This is a genomic window from Coprococcus sp. RTP21428st1_C9_RTP21428_210409, assembly GCF_040227395.1.
Taxonomy (GTDB): Bacteria; Bacillota; Clostridia; order Lachnospirales; family Lachnospiraceae; genus Coprococcus; species Coprococcus aceti.
Genome location: NZ_JBEHVV010000002.1, coordinates 13,888 through 31,118, shown reverse-complemented (window position 1 = coordinate 31,118; position 17,231 = coordinate 13,888). Strand labels below are relative to the sequence as shown.

At 42.4% G+C, this 17,231-nt stretch carries 20 protein-coding genes and 1 pseudogene; 10 read left to right on the top strand and 11 right to left on the bottom strand.

The features are described from left to right. The first annotated feature begins 114 nt into the window (after nucleotides 1-114). From ABUA34_RS00700 to ABUA34_RS00680, 5 genes are read left to right on the top strand one after another with little or no spacing between them, the layout of a single operon-like run. On the top strand, nucleotides 115-1,233 hold the full coding sequence (locus ABUA34_RS00700; protein ID WP_161171754.1) for an ABC transporter substrate-binding protein: 1,119 nt from the start codon (nucleotides 115-117) through the stop codon (nucleotides 1,231-1,233). Continuing rightward, nucleotides 1,205-2,218 carry a FecCD family ABC transporter permease gene (locus ABUA34_RS00695; RefSeq protein WP_243147849.1) on the top strand — a complete coding sequence of 338 codons (1,014 nt, stop codon included), beginning with the start codon at nucleotides 1,205-1,207 and terminating at the stop codon, nucleotides 2,216-2,218. The genes ABUA34_RS00700 and ABUA34_RS00695 overlap by 29 nt, the downstream gene beginning before the upstream one ends. Then, on the top strand, nucleotides 2,215-3,039 hold the full coding sequence (locus tag ABUA34_RS00690) for an ABC transporter ATP-binding protein (protein ID WP_349822681.1): 825 nt from the start codon (nucleotides 2,215-2,217) through the stop codon (nucleotides 3,037-3,039). The genes ABUA34_RS00695 and ABUA34_RS00690 overlap by 4 nt, the downstream gene beginning before the upstream one ends. After that, nucleotides 3,036-3,371, top strand: coding sequence for a winged helix-turn-helix domain-containing protein (locus ABUA34_RS00685; protein WP_349822680.1), 336 nt, complete (start codon nucleotides 3,036-3,038; stop codon nucleotides 3,369-3,371). Before ABUA34_RS00690 ends, ABUA34_RS00685 begins: the two co-directional genes overlap by 4 nt. After that, nucleotides 3,304-4,386, top strand: a complete 1,083-nt coding sequence (locus tag ABUA34_RS00680) for an NTP transferase domain-containing protein (RefSeq protein ID WP_349822679.1) — start codon at nucleotides 3,304-3,306, stop codon at nucleotides 4,384-4,386. The genes ABUA34_RS00685 and ABUA34_RS00680 overlap by 68 nt, the downstream gene beginning before the upstream one ends. An 84-nt stretch (nucleotides 4,387-4,470) precedes the next feature. Here the strand turns inward: ABUA34_RS00680 and ABUA34_RS00675 are convergent, their stop codons facing one another. From ABUA34_RS00675 to ABUA34_RS00655, 5 genes are all read right to left on the bottom strand, one after another. Further along, a complete protein-coding gene (locus ABUA34_RS00675; RefSeq protein WP_004853247.1) occupies nucleotides 4,471-5,163 on the bottom strand; it encodes a hypothetical protein in 693 nt (230 codons plus the stop codon). Next, nucleotides 5,160-5,720: an RNA polymerase sigma factor gene (locus tag ABUA34_RS00670; protein ID WP_044998344.1), complete on the bottom strand. Its 561-nt coding sequence runs from the start codon at nucleotides 5,718-5,720 to the stop codon at nucleotides 5,160-5,162. The genes ABUA34_RS00675 and ABUA34_RS00670 overlap by 4 nt, the downstream gene beginning before the upstream one ends. Before the next feature lie 185 nt (nucleotides 5,721-5,905). Further along, on the bottom strand, nucleotides 5,906-6,136 hold the full coding sequence (locus ABUA34_RS00665; protein WP_015534180.1) for a type III toxin-antitoxin system ToxN/AbiQ family toxin: 231 nt from the start codon (nucleotides 6,134-6,136) through the stop codon (nucleotides 5,906-5,908). A 261-nt stretch (nucleotides 6,137-6,397) separates the two neighbouring features. Further along, a complete protein-coding gene (locus tag ABUA34_RS00660; protein ID WP_004853253.1) occupies nucleotides 6,398-6,853 on the bottom strand; it encodes a DUF3021 domain-containing protein in 456 nt (151 codons plus the stop codon). 11 nt (nucleotides 6,854-6,864) lie between these two features. Continuing rightward, the gene (locus tag ABUA34_RS00655; protein ID WP_004853256.1) at nucleotides 6,865-7,311 is read right to left on the bottom strand and encodes a LytTR family DNA-binding domain-containing protein; all 447 of its coding nucleotides are present in this window, start codon (nucleotides 7,309-7,311) and stop codon (nucleotides 6,865-6,867) included. A gap of 470 nt (nucleotides 7,312-7,781) precedes the next feature. Between ABUA34_RS00655 and ABUA34_RS00650 the strand changes: the two genes are divergently transcribed. The 4 genes from ABUA34_RS00650 (at nucleotide 7,782) to ABUA34_RS00635 (ending at nucleotide 11,784) form a co-directional block, all read left to right on the top strand. After that, nucleotides 7,782-9,173 (top strand): condensation domain-containing protein, encoded by a 1,392-nt coding sequence (locus ABUA34_RS00650; protein WP_055144127.1) that lies wholly within the window; start codon nucleotides 7,782-7,784, stop codon nucleotides 9,171-9,173. Between the two features lie 61 nt (nucleotides 9,174-9,234). Further along, on the top strand, nucleotides 9,235-9,483 hold the full coding sequence (locus tag ABUA34_RS00645) for an acyl carrier protein (protein WP_015534183.1): 249 nt from the start codon (nucleotides 9,235-9,237) through the stop codon (nucleotides 9,481-9,483). A gap of 68 nt (nucleotides 9,484-9,551) precedes the next feature. Then, nucleotides 9,552-11,111, top strand: a complete 1,560-nt coding sequence (locus tag ABUA34_RS00640) for an AMP-binding protein (protein WP_329988391.1) — start codon at nucleotides 9,552-9,554, stop codon at nucleotides 11,109-11,111. 46 nt (nucleotides 11,112-11,157) lie between these two features. Further along, nucleotides 11,158-11,784: a TetR/AcrR family transcriptional regulator gene (locus tag ABUA34_RS00635; protein WP_349822678.1), complete on the top strand. Its 627-nt coding sequence runs from the start codon at nucleotides 11,158-11,160 to the stop codon at nucleotides 11,782-11,784. A 144-nt stretch (nucleotides 11,785-11,928) separates the two neighbouring features. Here ABUA34_RS00635 and ABUA34_RS00630 read toward each other — a convergent pair whose 3' ends face one another. Then, nucleotides 11,929-13,398, bottom strand: a complete 1,470-nt coding sequence (locus tag ABUA34_RS00630) for an alpha-N-arabinofuranosidase (protein ID WP_004853264.1) — start codon at nucleotides 13,396-13,398, stop codon at nucleotides 11,929-11,931. Nucleotides 13,399-13,513: 115 nt separating this feature from the next. On the opposite strand from ABUA34_RS00630, the gene ABUA34_RS00625 reads away from it, so the two are divergent. Beyond that, complete coding sequence (locus tag ABUA34_RS00625) at nucleotides 13,514-14,308, top strand: helix-turn-helix domain-containing protein (protein WP_349822677.1); 795 nt, start codon at nucleotides 13,514-13,516, stop codon at nucleotides 14,306-14,308. A 205-nt stretch (nucleotides 14,309-14,513) separates the two neighbouring features. Here ABUA34_RS00625 and ABUA34_RS00620 read toward each other — a convergent pair. The 5 genes and pseudogenes from ABUA34_RS00620 to ABUA34_RS00595 form a co-directional block, all read right to left on the bottom strand. Then, a pseudogene (locus ABUA34_RS00620) lies at nucleotides 14,514-15,009 on the bottom strand (type IV secretory system conjugative DNA transfer family protein); the annotation flags it as partial. Continuing rightward, entirely contained in the window at nucleotides 15,006-15,164 is a 159-nt protein-coding gene (locus tag ABUA34_RS00615) for a hypothetical protein (protein WP_187116368.1), read from the bottom strand. The pseudogene ABUA34_RS00620 and the gene ABUA34_RS00615, both read right to left, overlap by 4 nt. A gap of 69 nt (nucleotides 15,165-15,233) precedes the next feature. After that, nucleotides 15,234-15,461 carry a YdbC family protein gene (locus ABUA34_RS00610; protein WP_147566903.1) on the bottom strand — a complete coding sequence of 76 codons (228 nt, stop codon included), beginning with the start codon at nucleotides 15,459-15,461 and terminating at the stop codon, nucleotides 15,234-15,236. A gap of 104 nt (nucleotides 15,462-15,565) precedes the next feature. Beyond that, on the bottom strand, nucleotides 15,566-15,844 hold the full coding sequence (locus ABUA34_RS14350) for a hypothetical protein (RefSeq protein WP_502880257.1): 279 nt from the start codon (nucleotides 15,842-15,844) through the stop codon (nucleotides 15,566-15,568). A 314-nt stretch (nucleotides 15,845-16,158) separates the two neighbouring features. Continuing rightward, nucleotides 16,159-17,231, bottom strand: a 1,073-nt coding sequence (locus ABUA34_RS00595) for a hypothetical protein (RefSeq protein ID WP_349822675.1), incomplete at its 5' end; no start/stop codon positions are given.

The window sequence follows — 17,231 nt, the reverse complement described above, 5'->3', positions numbered from 1 at the left end:
CATATAAACACAATTTTTCAAAATATATTATATTAAAACAGCTTGTCTTTGAAAAGATGCTTTGTTACAATACCGTTGTATTATTTCAAGAATAACGAAAGGAACATTGAATTCATGAAAACAAGTTTTAAAAAGCAACTATCTATCATCCTTATCTGTACCATGCTGGCAGTACTTACAGCCTGTGGTACAGACAGTGCTACGACAACACAGAGTACTACGGAAAGCACCACAGCTGCTTCAGTATCCGAATCAGCTTCCAGTGAAGAAGTATCTGAAGAATTATCTTCTGAAGAGTCTTCCACTGAAGCAGATGCTGAACAGACTGTCTACCCTGTAACAGTTACTGACCAGGCCGGCCGTGAAGTTACAATTGAAAAAGAGCCATCTTCTATCGTGAGTGGCTACTATATTTCTTCAAGCCTTCTGATCGCTCTTGGTCTCAAGGATAAGGTTGTCGGTATTGAGGCAAAAGCAGACAAGCGCCCTATTTATAAGCTTGCTGCACCAGAACTGACAGAGCTGCCTAATGTTGGAACTGCCAAAGAGTTCAACCTTGAGACATGTGCTGCTCTTTCACCTGATCTGGTTATTCTGCCAATGAAACTGAAGGATGCAGCCCAGAGCCTGACAGACCTCGGTATCACAGTACTGCTCGTCAATCCTGAAAGTCAGGATCTTATGACAGAAATGATCAACACCATAGCTACGGCAACTAACACCAATTCAGAAGCTGCAAAGCTGCTCGCATATATAGATTCTCAGAAGAATATGCTTACTTCAGCTCTGTCTGGCGTAGAACCTGAAAGTGTATACCTTGCCGGCAACTCATCATTCTTGTCTACTGCCGGTCCTTCTATGTATCAGTCAAGCATCATAGAGCTTGCTGGTGGAAAAAATGCAGCTGATTCTATCACAGACTCATACTGGGCCGAGATAAGCTATGAGCAGCTTCTTGCATGGGATCCTTCTTATATAATAATCGCATCTGATGCCGAATATACAGTAGATGACGTAATGAACGATCCAAACCTTGCAGAATGCACTGCTGTAAAAAACAGCCACGTATATGCTATTCCTGGAGATGTTGAGGCATTGGACAGTCCGGTACCTGCAGGAATCCTGGCATCTGTATGGCTTGCAGGAATCCTTCATCCTGATCAGGTATCAGCTGACACATATACAACTGAAATGACAAATTATTATGAAACATTCTATGGAATCAACAACTAATAACAAGCGTAAAAATAAAAACAAAGCAACAATAACTATTATACTGGGAGCTGTCATTCTGGCGGCTCTCAGTATATTTTCTTTTTTTGTCGGAAAATATCCTCTTACACTGAATGGATTGCTGCAAGGTGATGACATGCAGTGGCGTGTATTTCTCACGCTTCGCGCAAGCCGCGGAATCATCGGCTGTATAGGAGGATTTGTTCTCGGCATAGCAGGATTTGTATATCAGACTGTATTTAAGAATCCATTGGCTTCTCCAGACATCATAGGTGTATCCTCAGGTGCAAGCGCTGGTGCCGCATTTGGCATTCTGTTTTTGTCGGGAACAATGTCTGTAACCATATCCGCTTTTGCCGGAGCCATATGCTGTGTGATACTGGTTCTGCTTCTGTCATCTCTGACATATGAACGTGATGGAAAAAGCATAGTACTGGCAGGCATAGCAGTACACAGTCTTGCCCAGACCGCTCTTGTGTGTCTGAAGCTGACTGCCGACCCTGAAAAACAATTAGCATCAATTGAATACTGGATCATGGGAAGTCTTAATGGCATAAGCATATATTCCATTGGTTCAAATGTAATACTGTGCGCTGTCTGTCTGCTGATAATGTTCCTGTTGTACAGGCAGATCATAATGCTCTCCCTTGATGACGCAGAGGGCCAAATGCTTGGAGTGCATGTTAACCAGATGCGAATGCTGGTTCTTTTGATCGCAACCCTGGCAACTTCAAGTGTGATCAGCATGACAGGACTTATCAGCTTTATTTCTTTGCTGGCTCCGCACGGAGCCAGAATGCTGCTCAAAAATAACCGCTTATCAACTATGCTTCTGAGTGGTCTTATAGGTGGATGTCTTCTCACTTTCGGCGATATCCTTGCCCGCAGTGTATGTTCCACAGAACTGCCGGTCAGTATATTCACAAGTATCGTAGGAGCACCGTTTCTTATCTATCTATGCATAAGGAGGAAACCTGTAAAATGAGTATATTAAACATATGCGATCTGTCAGCCGGCTACCACCACAGCAGCCGCACCAACACCCCAGATGTGCAAAATGTGATAAATAATATCAGCTTTTCTGCAGAAGAAGGTACAATTGTTGGTATACTTGGCGAGAATGGCTGTGGCAAGACAACCCTTATCAAAGCTATTGCCAATTTGATTCCACATAGTGGCTGCTGCGAGTTAGATAATCTCCAGCTGGAACATATTCCTCACAAAAAACTAGCACAGCTATGTGGATATATCCCTCAAAAAAGCGGCATATCCATAGACATATCTCTCTTGGATGTTGTCATGATGGGATTTAACCCAGAGCTTAAGCTGCTTCAGCCCCCTACTGATACCATGAAAGGAAAAGCTCATGAAGTTCTTGCAATGGTCGGCCTTGATTCACGGATAAACGATAATTTCCAGACATTGAGCGAGGGGCAAAAACAGCTTGCCCTGCTGGCACGTACATTTGTGGCCAAACGGAAGCTTTTACTCCTGGACGAACCGGAAAGTGCACTGGACTTCAGACTGCGCTACCAGATCATGAAACTTCTGTGCAGCTATGTTGAACAAAACCGCGCGGTGTCTCTGGTAACGCTTCACGATTCATCACTTGCATTAAATTACTGCAACACTCTTCTGGTTTTATCTGAATCCAAGCTGATCGGTGAAGTATATCCCGATAAAACACCCATTGAGGAAATGGAAATGCTTCTGTCCAAAGTTTATGGTACAATCAGTATCAGAGAACTTCGCAACCGTCAGGGAAAGCGCCAGCTTGTCATGATGAAGGAGGATGATATGCATTGAGAGCTGCTATTAAAATAACATTTTTTGATGATAATGATGAGAAATTCTTTGGTGAAGGTCCATACCGCCTTCTTTTGGCTATAGAAAAAACCGGTTCTCTCCGCTCAGCATCCCAGTCCATGGGCCTTGCCTACAGCAAAGCATTCCGCATGATAAAAAACGCTGAAGAGGCGCTGGGATTTTCACTTACAAACCGCACAACAGGCGGCAGGTCAGGTGGAGGGAGCACGATAACACCAGAGGGAAAGGAATGGCTGAAAAAATATGAACAATATAGAGAAGCCTGTATTCAGGCCGGAAGCAAATTGTATATGGAGATCTTTTCTGACTAGCCAAAAGAAACATATCGTTATTACCGGTGACAGGAAAAGTGGCAAATCAACTCTTCTCTCTTCACTTTTCGACAGACAAATGCCCGGAATTACATCATGGGCCGTTCCAAAAGAAGGCGTATACATGAAAAACAACTCAAGCGGTGAAGTTGTACGTATCGGCAGATTCTGCTCTGATGCCACAGGTTGCGAGAACCTCATGCAACCCATTAAAGCTGCCTTTAACAGCACATGTATTGCTTTTTTAGAAAGCCTAGCAGACACAACAGCACCATGGATTACTGTAGACGAAATTGGATATCTCGAAAACACATCATACGATTATCAAAAAGCTTTCGAAAGACTCATGAATAAAAAGCGGATCATTATGGTTGTTCGAAAACAGGATCTCTCATTTCTGAACTGGCTGTGCAGCCATAAAGATGTGTTCCTTGTTGACCTTGACAGACCATTTGGCAATTCCGGATGTATCATCATGGCTTCAGGGCAGGGAAAGCGCTTTGGCTGCAATAAACTCATGGCTGAATATCACGGACAGCCGCTCATAAAGTGGATACTTGATATAACAAAAGATTTGTTTTCCAGACGACTTGTTGTCACCATACACCAGGATATTGAAAAGCTTTGCACAGAATATAGTATACCGGTAATCCTTCACTCCTCACCATATCGGAATGCTATGATCCGTCTTGGTCTGGATACAATTGGTTCATATATTGACCGCTGTGCTTTTATTCCTTCCGATCAGCCACTCATAAAGACGGAATCTATAGCATCACTATTATTATGTGCAAAAAATGAGCCATCATATATATGGAGAACGTGTTATGACAAAACTCCAGGATCACCTGTGATATTTCCAAAAGAATATTTTGATGAGCTTATGTCTCTCCCACAAGGAAAAGGCGGGAATGTCGTTGTCCACAGTCACGAATCTCAGATAAGGCAGTTACCTGTCACCAACAAAACTGAATTGATGGACATTGACACACCAGCAGATATGGCGCGGCTGTAGGGACGTTCCTTCTGTCACCAAGAGTGTCCCTCTGTCTTATTCGTTACAGGGGGACACTCTTGGTGACTGAAGGAACGTCCCTGATTATTCTTGGATTTGACTCAAATCAAATGCACCGTTCTCAATCAACTTCAAAATTGTGTCTACCAAGTTGTTTTTTACAGTTTCACTTTCATTTTCAACGCCAGAATACTCTACATAAATAGTGTTCTCTCCCATATCAAAGGTTGCATAATATATTACGGTTTTGATACCTTGACTATTTGACTTTGTTACGAAATATCCTGCATTGATATCAACGCCGTCTACACTTGAAGTGATTGTATTTCCATCAATGATAGTATCTAATAGATTTACACCCTGTTTAGATACTACCATTCTTGTATCACCAATTTTTCCCTCAAGACCCAGAATATTATGATTGTCAGCATCAAAGTAAGCATCTGCGGTAACAGGCAAGTCTGCAAAAAGCATTTCAATCTCAGCATCGCTCAAGGGCCTTGTTGTTACATTTAAGTTAATTGAAGATTGTGATAAGTCATTTTTAACAAAAGTAATTGTTTCTCCACCATCCAGCGTGGCAATATCGTTTTTTGTACCAAACAGATTGCTTTGAAAAACTCCCACTCCAATCACAGCAACGAGTACGAAGCAAGCAGCAACAGACACCCATTTTTGCCGATTAGTTATTTTACTTGTTTTTTTCATAGGTTCAGCCTCCTTAATATACTGATTATCGACATTTCCCAATGCCCTTAAAAGTTTCTTTTCTTTCATACAGAGATACCTTCTTTCTCTAACAATTTTTTAAGTTCGTTCCTTGAACGAAATAATGACATCTTGATTTTGCTCTCGCTCATATCATATTCCGTTGCAATTTCTTTAATGGGCGATAAGTACCAATATCTTCTCATAAAGATTTTTCGCTGTTCTAATGACAGGGAAGAAAGAAAGCGGTTGAGAATATCCGTTAGAGCAATTTCTTCAACAATGTTTTCTGTACTATCCAACGATGGTATGCACTCTTGTATTTCATCAAGAATCAATGGCATTTGCCCGCCATTACGTTTCTTTGCATTGAGCAGTTCGTACCTGTCCAAAGATAAGTTGCGAGTAATCTTCCCTAAAAAAGTTTTTAGGACAGATGGACGGTTAGGCGGTATGCTGTTCCAAGCTCTTAAATAAGTATCATTTACACATTCCTCGCTGTCTTCGTCATTGTGAAGAATATTAAAGGCTATGTATCTGCAATACTTTCCGTATTTTTTTGAAGTTTCGGATATAGCAGCTTCGGAGCGCTCCCAATATAAATCTAATATCTGCTTATCATCCATAGGCTTCTCCTCCTCCTTTGTATTAAGGCCTTTCACTCTAATAGACGGGGAAAATGTGTCAAGCGTCACTTAAATTCAAAAGATATTTATTCAAAGATTAGCTTTCATTTTTTGAAAGAATATAATAAAACAGCAAAAGACATACACCAACAAGTCTCTTAATATTCAATGCGGAAAATTACAATTCATACAATCTTTTTGAAATCAATTTTATCCCTCATTTTTTCATGCTTTTCCTTTGGCTTAGATAAGGGAACACAATACTTATGTTCATTACAAATAACAAGCACTCCAAGAAAAGGTCGCTCGTCCTTACCAATCTGAGGAGATACCGATAAAACTCTGTCATCTATATTATGTAAGTTTCTGATGTATTTCATATCAATACGATATACTTCTAATGGTGCTTGAATCATTCATTTCTTCTTTAAAATATTTCAAGGACTATGTTTCCATAGTCCTTGAATGTAGTGTCACCGTAGCGACCCTAACGCTTTTTGAACGTCCACTTATCGGCAGGACCCTCCTTCAATATTATTGAACCAAATGCCATTCTTTTGTCAATGAATTTCTAAAAATTCATAATCTTTTTATATTTAGCACAAATCATTTTTCAGCCTCGTAGAGCGAAATACACCCACCGCACAAATCTTCGATTTGTACTCTGTGTATTTCGACTAATTATTCTTTTGAATGCCTTCTTTTATCTTATAAATACGTATCTTCCAAATCAAATATTGTACTATCCAAACTACAACAAATATTGCAACAAAAATAGCAAAATAGCTTAATACACCTTTAACAGAATGCTCCATCCATTCGCAAATATATGCAACTGTCATCATAAGTACAGATACAATTCCAAAATAAATGCTTGTTTGTTTTAATAAACTCCACTTATCTATTTCCCAGATAACAGATGCTCCTGCAAATCCTGCTCCAAGAACGGCACTTAAAACAGTCTGTATGATAATCGCTGTTACCTCATTGCCAAATCGTTCAATCAAACTCGGAACACATGAATAGTAACTACCATCACCGATTGCAAGTGAAATTCCAATTGTAATCAAATAACTAATTACAATTCCACCCAATAATCCAACAAATATTCTAGAAAATAATTCTTTTTTCATTTTTAGTCACCTCATAATCCTAATACTTTTTTGATCTTTGAAACATATCTTCTGGAAACATAACTTACAGTCCCATTCGATAATTCCATACAAATTGTTCCTACAAAGCTTAAATCAAGGCTTTTAACCTTCTTAAGATTCACAATTTCTGAATTTGATATCCTTACAAACTTACTGTTATCCAATCTTTCTTCCGCTTCATATAGTCTCAATCTAATTTGATACGTACCATTGTCTGTTTGGGTAAAAACTTTACTGTCTTCTGCGTAAATCTTTACTATGTGATCCGGATCTAATAGTTCGACCTTATCCTCTCTGATACCGGAAATAATTGTTGGAGCATCATCTAATCTGCTTACAAAATCAACAACTCTGTTAACTTCTTCCGTCATCTGTGCTGTTGTAATCATAATTTCAGGTTCTTTAGCTTCCGCATCGATATTAATATTCAGTTTCATGATTTTCCTCCTTTCTTGCTTTGTAGTATATCTGGATTAGGATTATTATCTATACTTTATCAATAGGTGGTAATTTTTTCTACCTAACTGGTCAAAAACAATGTTTTCGCAGTTGATTCCTTCCCTTGTTTTTTCCCTTATGAGGGTTCATAAACAAGGGTAAAACGATATAACACAATACAAGATGTGACGGGGAGGACACCCACGAAAATTTTAGTATTTTCAAGGGTTTGCCGAGATTTCTATAACCAAATATAACAGTTATTACATGTAGGGACGTTCCTTCTGTCACCAAGAGTGTCCCCCTGTCTTATTCGTTACAGGGGGACACTCTTGGTGACAGAAGGAACGTCCCCGATTTCCGGTCAATTTCATCTAAAGTGTCCATTAGCGGATCCGGCATATTGAATCCTCATTTTTCTTGTGATAACTTTTCCCACAGCGTATCAGAACATCAGGAGGAATAAATTATGCCAAGAAAATATTATCCATTAACACCTTCACAAAAGATACATTTCAAACCAATTATTGAATTTGGCACTCAGCAAGTCGCAAATATAAGCATTTGTATGACTCTGCAGGCGCCGCTTGATTTTGGTCTGCTGAAAAAATGCATACAGCTGGAGTACGAAAGATACGAATGCCTGCGAATCCGTTTTACAAAAGTTGACCCAAATGGAGAGGTACGGCAATATGTTGTTTCTCACGATGACAGAGATATTGATTACGAAAACCTTTCATGGCTTTCCGGTGATGACGCTTACCACCGCATGGAAGAATGGTCCAGAATTCCGTTTGACGGGGACAATATTCCAATGAATGTGATAAAAATGATCTCGCTTCCGGGTGGCTACAATGGGCTGTACATCAAGATCGATCACAGACTCATGGATTCATGTGGAGCTATCGTCATGGTGAATGACATCATGGAACTGTACTGTCATTACAAATTTGGCACGCCTTATCCCGAGGACATGGCAAGTTTCACTGACATGGTCGAACGTGATCTTAAAAAAAGCACAGACGAAAAACGTGTCTCAAAAGACCGCATGTACTGGCAAAATGTGCTGGAGGAAAATGGAGAACCTATTTACTCCGATATACAGGGACAACGGATACTTCAGGAAAGCAGGCGCCTTCACAATGACAAGTCACTCCGCGCTGCAGATCAGGAAATTAACAACCTGTCTGTCGCTACAAAGAACTATCATCTAGATGCTGAGCCAACCCAGAATCTTCTAGATTTTTGTATGAACAATCACATATCCATGACCAACCTCATTCTCATGGGAATACGAACTTATCTCTCCAAGGCAAATGGCGGACAGACTGACATTTCCATAAGGAATTATGTTTCAAGACGTTCCACACATGCCGAGTGGGTATCAGGTGGCTCTCGCGCAATGGCATACCCTTGCAGAACCATCATTGATCCAGACACAGAGTTTCTGGATGCAGTTTTCATGATTCAGGATGTTCAGAATCATGTATACCGACACTGCAATTATGACCCGGAACTTTTGTCTGACCAGATGAAAGAAATGTTCCACACTCCTCCACACACTACTTATGAGAGCGTGGGGCTTACTTACCAGCCTCTTCCTATCAGGCTTAAAAATCCGCATCTCAAAGACATTTCCGTAAGGAGTATGTGGATTCCAAATGGTACATCAAAACAAAAGATCTATCTCACCGTCATGCACAGTGCAAATGATCTGGGCCTGAATTTCTATTTCAGATACCAGACCGCAAGTCTCTCCGAACAGGACATTGAACTGTTCTACTACTACCTTATGAAGATAATCTTCAAAGGCATTGCCGAGCCAGAAATGACCGTGGGCGAAATCATCGAATGCATCTGACCATCTTTTGGGGACGGAGGTTCCTGCCCCATTTAATTAATTCAATAAGGAGAATTTTAATATGAATACTAATATAACTTTTTTGAACATTGTTGCCGAATACTGCAATACACCAGCTGATGAGATCACTAATGATATGCGATTCATAGAAGATTTGGGCTTTAGCTCCCTTGATTTCATGACTTTTCTCGGCGACCTTGAAGATACATTTGACGTGGAAATCGATGAAGATGAGATCATCAATATTCACACTATAGAAGACGCCATCAAGTACCTTGACAACCTGACAAGCTCTTCTGCATCGGTTTAACATTAAAAATCTGGGACGACGGAGTATGTCCCATTTTGCCTCACATAAAAGAAATGGAGATATGATATATGGAAGAAACTATTCTGGAAATTGTTGAAAAAAGCTGTCGGATATATAGAGATGTAATAGCTGTTAAATATCTGTCTCACAGAGAGATTGTTGAAAAGAGCTACGGAGATATGTGGGATGATATTCGCAAAACTGCTGTCATTTTACGAAATAATGGACTCTGCGGAACACATATTGCACTGGTGGGAAGCAGCTCTTATGAATGGATCTGCGCCTACATGGCTATACTTTTCACGGGAAATACTGCTGTACCGCTGGATGCAAACCTGTCTGCTCCGGAATTACATGAACTTCTGAATAGATCAGAATCAACTGCATTATTCTGCGGAGCATCCAGAAAAGATGTGATAACAGAACTGAAAGCAGATTGTCCTAGAATGAATGTTGTATTCACCATGGAAAAGAAAGTCGATATAGAGCGTCCGGAGGGTGCAGATTCAAATCCACAATTAGCAATTTTGTCATTTGAACAGCTCCGCAGCGAAATTACCATACCGGATGACTTTGCATTTGCCGATCAGGATAAGGATAAAATGTGTACGCTTATGTATACCTCTGGAACAACAGGTAAAAGCAAAGGCGTCATGCTGTCTCAATTCAATCTCGCACAAAATGTTGAAAATGTATATGTAAATCTGGAACCTGGTGTAACTATTCTGAGCGTTCTTCCTATACATCACGCCTTCTGCCTGACAATGGAATGGATGAAGGGCATTTCACTGGGCGCCACTATCTGCATCAATGACTCGTTGCTACACATGCTGAAAAACATGAAACGGTTCCAGCCCGTTGGCATGCTGATGGTTCCTCTCATGGTAGAAACCATTTACAAAAAACTTAAAGATGTCAACCCTCTCCTTCCTAAAAAGCTGGTTGCAAAGGAAGCATTTGGCGGTAAACTGGAATATATATTCTGCGGAGGGGCATATCTGGATCCTATGTATGTTACCGAATTCAAAAAATATGGAATAGACATACTCCAGGGATACGGCATGACTGAATGCTCCCCTGTAATTTGCTCCAACAATCACAGATACAACAGACCCGGATCCGTTGGCAAACTCCTGGACAACTGTGCTGTTCGTTTTGTCGACGAGGAAATTCAGGTAAAAGGCACAAGCGTCATGTCCGGATACTACGACATGCCAAACGAGACCGCAGAAGCTTTTCAAGACGGCTGGCTCTGCACCGGAGATCTTGGTTATCTCGACTCCGATGGTTTTATGTATATAACCGGAAGGAAAAAGAACCTCATCATTCTGGCAAATGGTGAAAACATATCCCCTGAGGAACTGGAGGGAAAGCTTTCTATAGAGCCCCTTATTTCAGAAATAGTCATTACCGGCGACGGCAACCATCTCACTGCTCACATATATCCAGATCAGGATTTTGTAGATAAGAAACATATGGATGCAGACAGAACTTCTGAAAAATTGCAAAAAATTATTGATACTTTCAACAAAAACCAGCCAACATACAAAAGGATCTCTGCACTGGATATAAGAAAAGAGCCGTTTGAAAAGAGTTCGACAAAAAAGATCAAAAGAAATCTCGTATAACAATAGACTCACACGCATTATTGTTGTAACATTGCTGTATTAGATAATGACAAAACTGCAGCACCAAGCCAGGCAGCAGATAAAGGAGACAGCCATGATCAACTCAACCGATCCCCGATATGACAGAACTGAAAGTGACCTTCTAGATGCATTCAAGATACTTGCAGGTCAAAAGGCTCTGAACAAAATAAGCGTGTCCGAGATAACCAAACTCACAGGTGTGACCAGAAGCACATTTTACAACCACTATGAAGACATGCCTGCTTTCATCAATGCCATGGAAGACCGCATCATCGATGAAATATTTCAGATCATGAATAGCTTCAAACCAGAAGGCAATCTTGAGATCTGCCACCAGTTCTTCAGGTCTCTATGCGAATACATGAAAGCAAATAAATTTCTCATGATCATCATTGCCACACCTGAGGCTTATGATTTCGTGGAAAAGGCACTGACAATGTTCCATAGATACGTGCGATTAATTCTGGAAAAATCCAGCAAGACCGGCCTGGCCCAGGAGAAATACTCATACGCCGTAGCATACGCAATAGGCGGCGTGGTTGGTATCCTGCACAAGTTTGCGGTGGATAACTGTCAGGAAAGCAGCGACAAGGTGTCTGCTTTCCTGACAGAAGCGTTTCTGGATGGTATGAGACCGTATTTTGGGGTGTAGGCACATCTCTTCATCTAGTGGTGTTGGGGAGATGTGTTTTTTATACATTCTCACATAAAGAGCTGCGCTTCTTTAATGAAACGCAGCTCTTATGCTTATATTTTTATTATAAAGACGAAATGCACTGTGAATATGCCCCAATATTTAGTCAACAACACATTCCACAACAGCACAAGGCGGAATATTCAGCTTTAAAACATTATCCTTGATGACTGCCGTATGCTCGGTAATGCTCACCCTGTCGGGACAGTCAAAGTCGTTATAGCTGTGCGCCTCGTTTGTAAGTATCCTGCACGAAACCGATGATGCTTTAAATCCGAAAATGCTGCATTCAACAGCAGCCTCTTCCGTAAGCGAACAGTTTGCGGCGGTAACGGTCATACTCTTTTCGTTCACCGATGCGGAAACCGAGATCATCGGAGCATTTTTGCCTTCCGACATATTTTCGTTCTGCGTATAGCAGTAAACTGCCTCGTTGTTTTGGTGTGTTTTAAAAAGGTCGAAAACGTGATATGTAGGCGTTTTTATCATCTTATCGTCCTCTGTAAGAATGACCGATTGGAGAACATTCACCGCCTGTGCAAGGTTTGCCATTACAACACGGTCGCTGTGTCTGTTAAAAACATTCAGCTCTATTGCAGCAACGATAGCATCACGCATAGTATTCTGCTGATATAAAAATCCCGGGTTCGTACCCTCTTCTACCTTATGCCAACAGCCCCACTCGCCTATTACAAGTCCTATTTTCTTTTCGGGATCATAGCGATTCATTATCTCCGAATGTCTTGTGATAAGCTCATCGGAAAAGTTCGCTGCAGCGATAGTTTTATAATAAAGCTCATCGTCAAAATCGGTGGCTGATTCCATTTCGGGCCATACGGGCATCGTATAATAATGCAGGTCGATAGCATCAACATTATTGCTGTCAAGATTTTTCATCATGACTTCTGTCCAGTTATAGTCGGCAGAGCTTGGACCGCAGGCTATTCTGTAAAGTCTGTTTCCCGAATAATTGTGGCAAAACGTCTGATACCTTTTATAAACGTCGGCGTAATATTCGGGACGCATATTTCCTCCGCAGCCCCAGTTTTCATTGCCGACACCGAGGTATTCGAGTTTCCACGGCTCGGCTCTGCCGTTCTTCTTTCTCTGCTCTGTGAGAGGCGATTCCGCATCTGAGGTCATATATTCTATCCATTCGGACATTTCACGAACACTGCCGCTGCCAACATTGACGTTTATATAAGGCTTGCAGCCAACAAGCTCACAGAAGCGCATAAATTCGTGTGTACCGAAAGAATTATCCTCCGTAACTCCGCCCCAGTTCGTGTTCACGATCTTTCGGCGCAAGGCTTTTTCACCGATACCGTCCTGCCAGTGATATTCTTCCGCAAAGCAGCCGCCGGGCCAGCGGAAAACGGGAGCTTTTATATTTCTGAACGCCTCGATGATATCATTCCTTATTCCGTCTGTATTCGGAATAGGTGAATTTTCACCCACATATATACCGTTGTAGATACATCTTCCGAGATGCTCGGAAAAATGTCCGTATATCTCGGGAGAGATATGTCCGAGCCGGTCGTCTGCATTTATTACTATTGATATTTTTTTCATATTATACCTCCGCCGCATACTGAATTATTATATTATCATATATAAGTCATTGACTTTGGTATTGCAATGACTTATAACATTATTATACTAACCGTTCGTACTTTGAGGTGATGATATGATAAGTATAAACACAGTCTGTCAGAACGTAAGACACAAAGGGAATTTTGAAATATGCAGACCGGATGGTTCGGGAGATGATCTTCTTGTTATCTTCAAGACCTCCGCTGTTCTGATACAAAACGGTGAAGAAATAACCGTTTCTCCCGACAGTCTCATTTTATACAGCAAGGGAACAATGCAGCATTACAAAACTCTGTGCGGAAGTTATGTTAATCACTTTGTCCATTTTGATACGGACGATACCGAGCTTATGAATGGGATAAAAACTGACACGCTTATCACCTCGGCGGATATTCCTGCAATTGAAGAGTTGCTTACGATATTATGCCGTGAAAATGTAGCCGGTTCGACCAACAGGAAACAGTACGAAAATATGCTTATGCAAATGATACTTATGAAAATATCCGAAAGCAGCATAAATCCTGACAGCGATAAAAGCCGCATTTCCGCTCTTGAAATGCTCCGCACCGATATTTACAGCAATGCAGGGAGCTACAGCAATATATATCAGCTTGCTGAAAAAATGAATCTGAGTCCGTCATATCTTCAGGCAATATACAAACGGAAATTCGGGATAAGCTGCTATGAAGATATTTTATCCGCAAAGATCAAGACAGGACAATATTATCTTTCGACCACCGATATGACCGTTAAGGAAATATCCGACCTCTGCGGATACGGAAATGAGATATGCTTTATGAAGATATTCAAAAAAAGAACAGGGATCACACCGAGTGAGTACAGGAAAATTTCCAAGAAAGATAATTTGAAAAACAACTTTATATGGTAAGGAATAAACTTTTATGATGAATTTTTTTGAACATTGCGCGGATATTGCTTCGGTTGGCATAATTGTTGATTTTACGGAAGATACGGAAACATATATCGTCGGCTCTCCTGCAGATATTAAGGCTTGGGCGTACAGCGGCTGTCCCCGAAAAGCTCCGACAGGAATTATGTGGCACAGCAACAAACTTGGCAATCTCGTCAAGGATATAATCATCCGGCAATGCAACATTTGCAAATTCATAAAGCATGAATGTCACATGAATCGGTAATCTGCCACCGCAATTGAAATCTGCCTGATAATATAACTCCTGGAATATCTGTGTATATAACATTCCGATAATGAAGTTATATGATTTATCACTATCTGGAATTACACAGAACAGAGCTGTCTTTGTTTCACCATCCCCATTTACTCCTATCCCTATTTCAGGCAGATTAAGATCATCCTTTGAAAGCAGCCTGAGTACCTGTTTATTTTCAAGAAATGCCAGTCTGGAATTTGCACTGATAATAATAGAACGAACGGTATCTCCGGCACCTCTCATACATTTGTTATACTGCTTTACCGCCGGATGATTAGCTCCAAGAGGATTGTTCTCCTGTAAAAACTTCATTCTTGTATCCAGTTTTGACGGCTTACCCTGCTTTCTCCCAGAACGGATCAGATGGGGTGGCACCTTTAGGTGTCGTGTTGGCAATCAGGCAACATCTGCTTCCTGCAAAGCCATTGCTTCTCTTGCAATCAGAGCCTTTACAAGCTCATCCTGCGTATGCTTTGCGTTCTCTGCGGGCATTGCGTTGACAACGAAAATGGTGCCGCCGATTCTCTCTACAAAGCCGGTTTTCATATCCTCCACGGTCATCACCTCCCTCCGTAAAAATAGGGGCGTCCGTTTCCGAACGCCCCGTTACCAGCCGAAAAAGGATTATTCCTTTTCATAGATTGCCTTGAGTGCTGCGTAAAGATTTCTGCCCTCGTCCTTCGTGAGCGTGATACCCTTCCCGCAGCGCTCGTGGTTCGGATGCCACTCTCGGATGTCTAGCTTGGCGGCATTGCCATTCCAGGAAATGAAGTTGGCTTCCTTGGTATAGCCCTTGCCGTTCTCTCCGAGGACGGCGAGGGGCTTGGTAATCGTGCTTGTAATGTCTTTCATTTTCGTACCTCCGTAATTCAAGTGTTGAAGAAGTTAAAAAGTCGTGATAGTAATGGAAGGGATTATCGTTCCCAATCATTTCTGCCCCGACGGTGTTTGGATTGTTATTTTCTGGCGGCTGCTCTGTCCTCCCGTTCCTTGCGCTCCTGCGCTTCCTTGATACTGAAAAGCTCCTTGACCTTCTTCACAAAGACCTCCACCAGCTTTGGAAAGTGTTCCAGTTCCTGCAAAAACGGCTGGCATTTTTCTTTGAGCCGGTCATACCGTTCCTGCAATCGTTCCACGGCAGAGGACGCATTGAAATACTGTCTTTGATAGTAGGAAACGCTGCTTGCAGCTCCTTTCGCATTTCCTGCAAAGCTCGTTGTATTTCTTCCTGCCACGCTCATCAAGAAAGAACGCCCATTCTTCCTTGAGGTATTTCGGCATACGGGGCATAGCGAGCACCTCCTTTTCACTGCCGAATTGCCGATTTGCTCCCGAAACGCAGAAATGCCCAAAACCGTTTCCCGCTGTATAGTTTCGGGGCGATTTTGGGCGTTTTCTTTCGATATGAGCGGCTTTGTTTTAGCGGCGGTATCCTTTACCGCCAACCATTCAAAAGCCGCTGTTTGTCGCTTCCGGGTAACAAAAAAGCGCCGTATCGCTACGACGCTTTTGTCTTGCTCGGAAGATGGGGCAAGGGAACGCTATTCAATTATCTGTTGTACTTTTTCTTTCTGCTGACAACCGTTGTGCCAATGGCTGCACCGCCGCTGACAAACAGCAAGGCAATCCACAAAGCAAGGTTGCTTGTATCGCCGGTCTGCGGAGATTTGGAATCGTCCTTCAGCTTCGCCGTTACGGTGTCGGCTTTTTTGATTTCCTTTGTACCGTCCTTGTCGCTGTAATATTTACCACAGCCTTCGCAGTACCAGTACTCGATATTGCCCTCGGTGGTCTTGGTCGCCGCAGTTGCCTGGAAGTGCTTTAAGTTGGTGTGGTTCTTCGCATCAAGCTCACCGTATTCCGCACCGCAGACTTCGCACTTTGCCTTGTCCTTGCAGGTCGCTTTCCCGCCGGTGTGCTCAGTCAGCTTCTTGCCGCAATAATCACACTTGTGGTCTTTGTTATCGTCTGCACACTCGCTGATTATATAATCGCAGATATCACATTTGTGGTCTTTGTTTGCATCGATGCAATTCTCCGTTTGCGTGCCTGCAGAGCATCCGTCAACGGTGCAGGTGCGGGTATGGGCGCCGTCTTCGTTGGACGTCCAAGCGCCCCAGTTGTGGTCCAGCGCATTGCCGGAGAAGAAGGTCGCCTCATCCGCCGTACCCTCGGAGCTCAGACCGCAGACTGCGCAGGACTTGTAATAGATTGCCTTTTCGGTACAGGTTGCAGCAGACTTCAAATACTGCGCCTCTGCTTTTTCGGCAGTGAAGCTGTGTGCCGCCATCTCGCCGTATTCGCCGCCGCAGACCGTGCAGACAGCCTTGGCAGTGCAGGTCGCCGTGCCGCCATGGCAATTCTCGGTTTCCGTATGGCTGGTGTCACGCTTACAGATTCGGGTGTGGGTCTCTTCATCGCTGTTCTGCGTCCAAGCGCCCCAGTCGTGATCCAGCGCATTGCCGGAGAAGAAGGTCGCCTCATCCGCCGTGCCCTCGGAGCTCAGACCGCAGACTGCGCAGGACTTGTAGTAGACCGCCTTTTTGGTACAGGTTGCAGCAGACTTCAAATACTGCGCCTCTGCTTTTTCGGCAGTGAAGCTGTGTGCCGCCATCTCGCCGT

Excerpts from the sequence above, each read along its gene's own strand:
- ABUA34_RS00635 (WP_349822678.1), top strand. The coding sequence starts at position 11,158 with ATGACAAAACTGCAGCACCAAGCCAGGCAGCAGATAAAGGAGACAGCC.
- ABUA34_RS00645 (WP_015534183.1), top strand. The coding sequence starts at position 9,235 with ATGAATACTAATATAACTTTTTTGAACATTGTTGCCGAATACTGCAAT.
- ABUA34_RS00610 (WP_147566903.1), bottom strand. The coding sequence starts at position 15,461 with ATGAAAGACATTACAAGCACGATTACCAAGCCCCTCGCCGTCCTCGGA.
- ABUA34_RS00695 (WP_243147849.1), top strand. The coding sequence starts at position 1,205 with ATGAAACATTCTATGGAATCAACAACTAATAACAAGCGTAAAAATAAA.
- ABUA34_RS00665 (WP_015534180.1), bottom strand. The coding sequence starts at position 6,136 with ATGATTCAAGCACCATTAGAAGTATATCGTATTGATATGAAATACATC.
- ABUA34_RS00640 (WP_329988391.1), top strand. The coding sequence starts at position 9,552 with ATGGAAGAAACTATTCTGGAAATTGTTGAAAAAAGCTGTCGGATATAT.
- ABUA34_RS00655 (WP_004853256.1), bottom strand. The coding sequence starts at position 7,311 with ATGAAACTGAATATTAATATCGATGCGGAAGCTAAAGAACCTGAAATT.
- ABUA34_RS00660 (WP_004853253.1), bottom strand. The coding sequence starts at position 6,853 with ATGAAAAAAGAATTATTTTCTAGAATATTTGTTGGATTATTGGGTGGA.
- ABUA34_RS00690 (WP_349822681.1), top strand. The coding sequence starts at position 2,215 with ATGAGTATATTAAACATATGCGATCTGTCAGCCGGCTACCACCACAGC.
- ABUA34_RS00625 (WP_349822677.1), top strand. The coding sequence starts at position 13,514 with ATGATAAGTATAAACACAGTCTGTCAGAACGTAAGACACAAAGGGAAT.
- ABUA34_RS00680 (WP_349822679.1), top strand. The coding sequence starts at position 3,304 with ATGAACAATATAGAGAAGCCTGTATTCAGGCCGGAAGCAAATTGTATA.
- ABUA34_RS00700 (WP_161171754.1), top strand. The coding sequence starts at position 115 with ATGAAAACAAGTTTTAAAAAGCAACTATCTATCATCCTTATCTGTACC.
- ABUA34_RS00670 (WP_044998344.1), bottom strand. The coding sequence starts at position 5,720 with ATGGATGATAAGCAGATATTAGATTTATATTGGGAGCGCTCCGAAGCT.
- ABUA34_RS00675 (WP_004853247.1), bottom strand. The coding sequence starts at position 5,163 with ATGAAAGAAAAGAAACTTTTAAGGGCATTGGGAAATGTCGATAATCAG.
- ABUA34_RS00650 (WP_055144127.1), top strand. The coding sequence starts at position 7,782 with ATGCCAAGAAAATATTATCCATTAACACCTTCACAAAAGATACATTTC.
- ABUA34_RS00630 (WP_004853264.1), bottom strand. The coding sequence starts at position 13,398 with ATGAAAAAAATATCAATAGTAATAAATGCAGACGACCGGCTCGGACAT.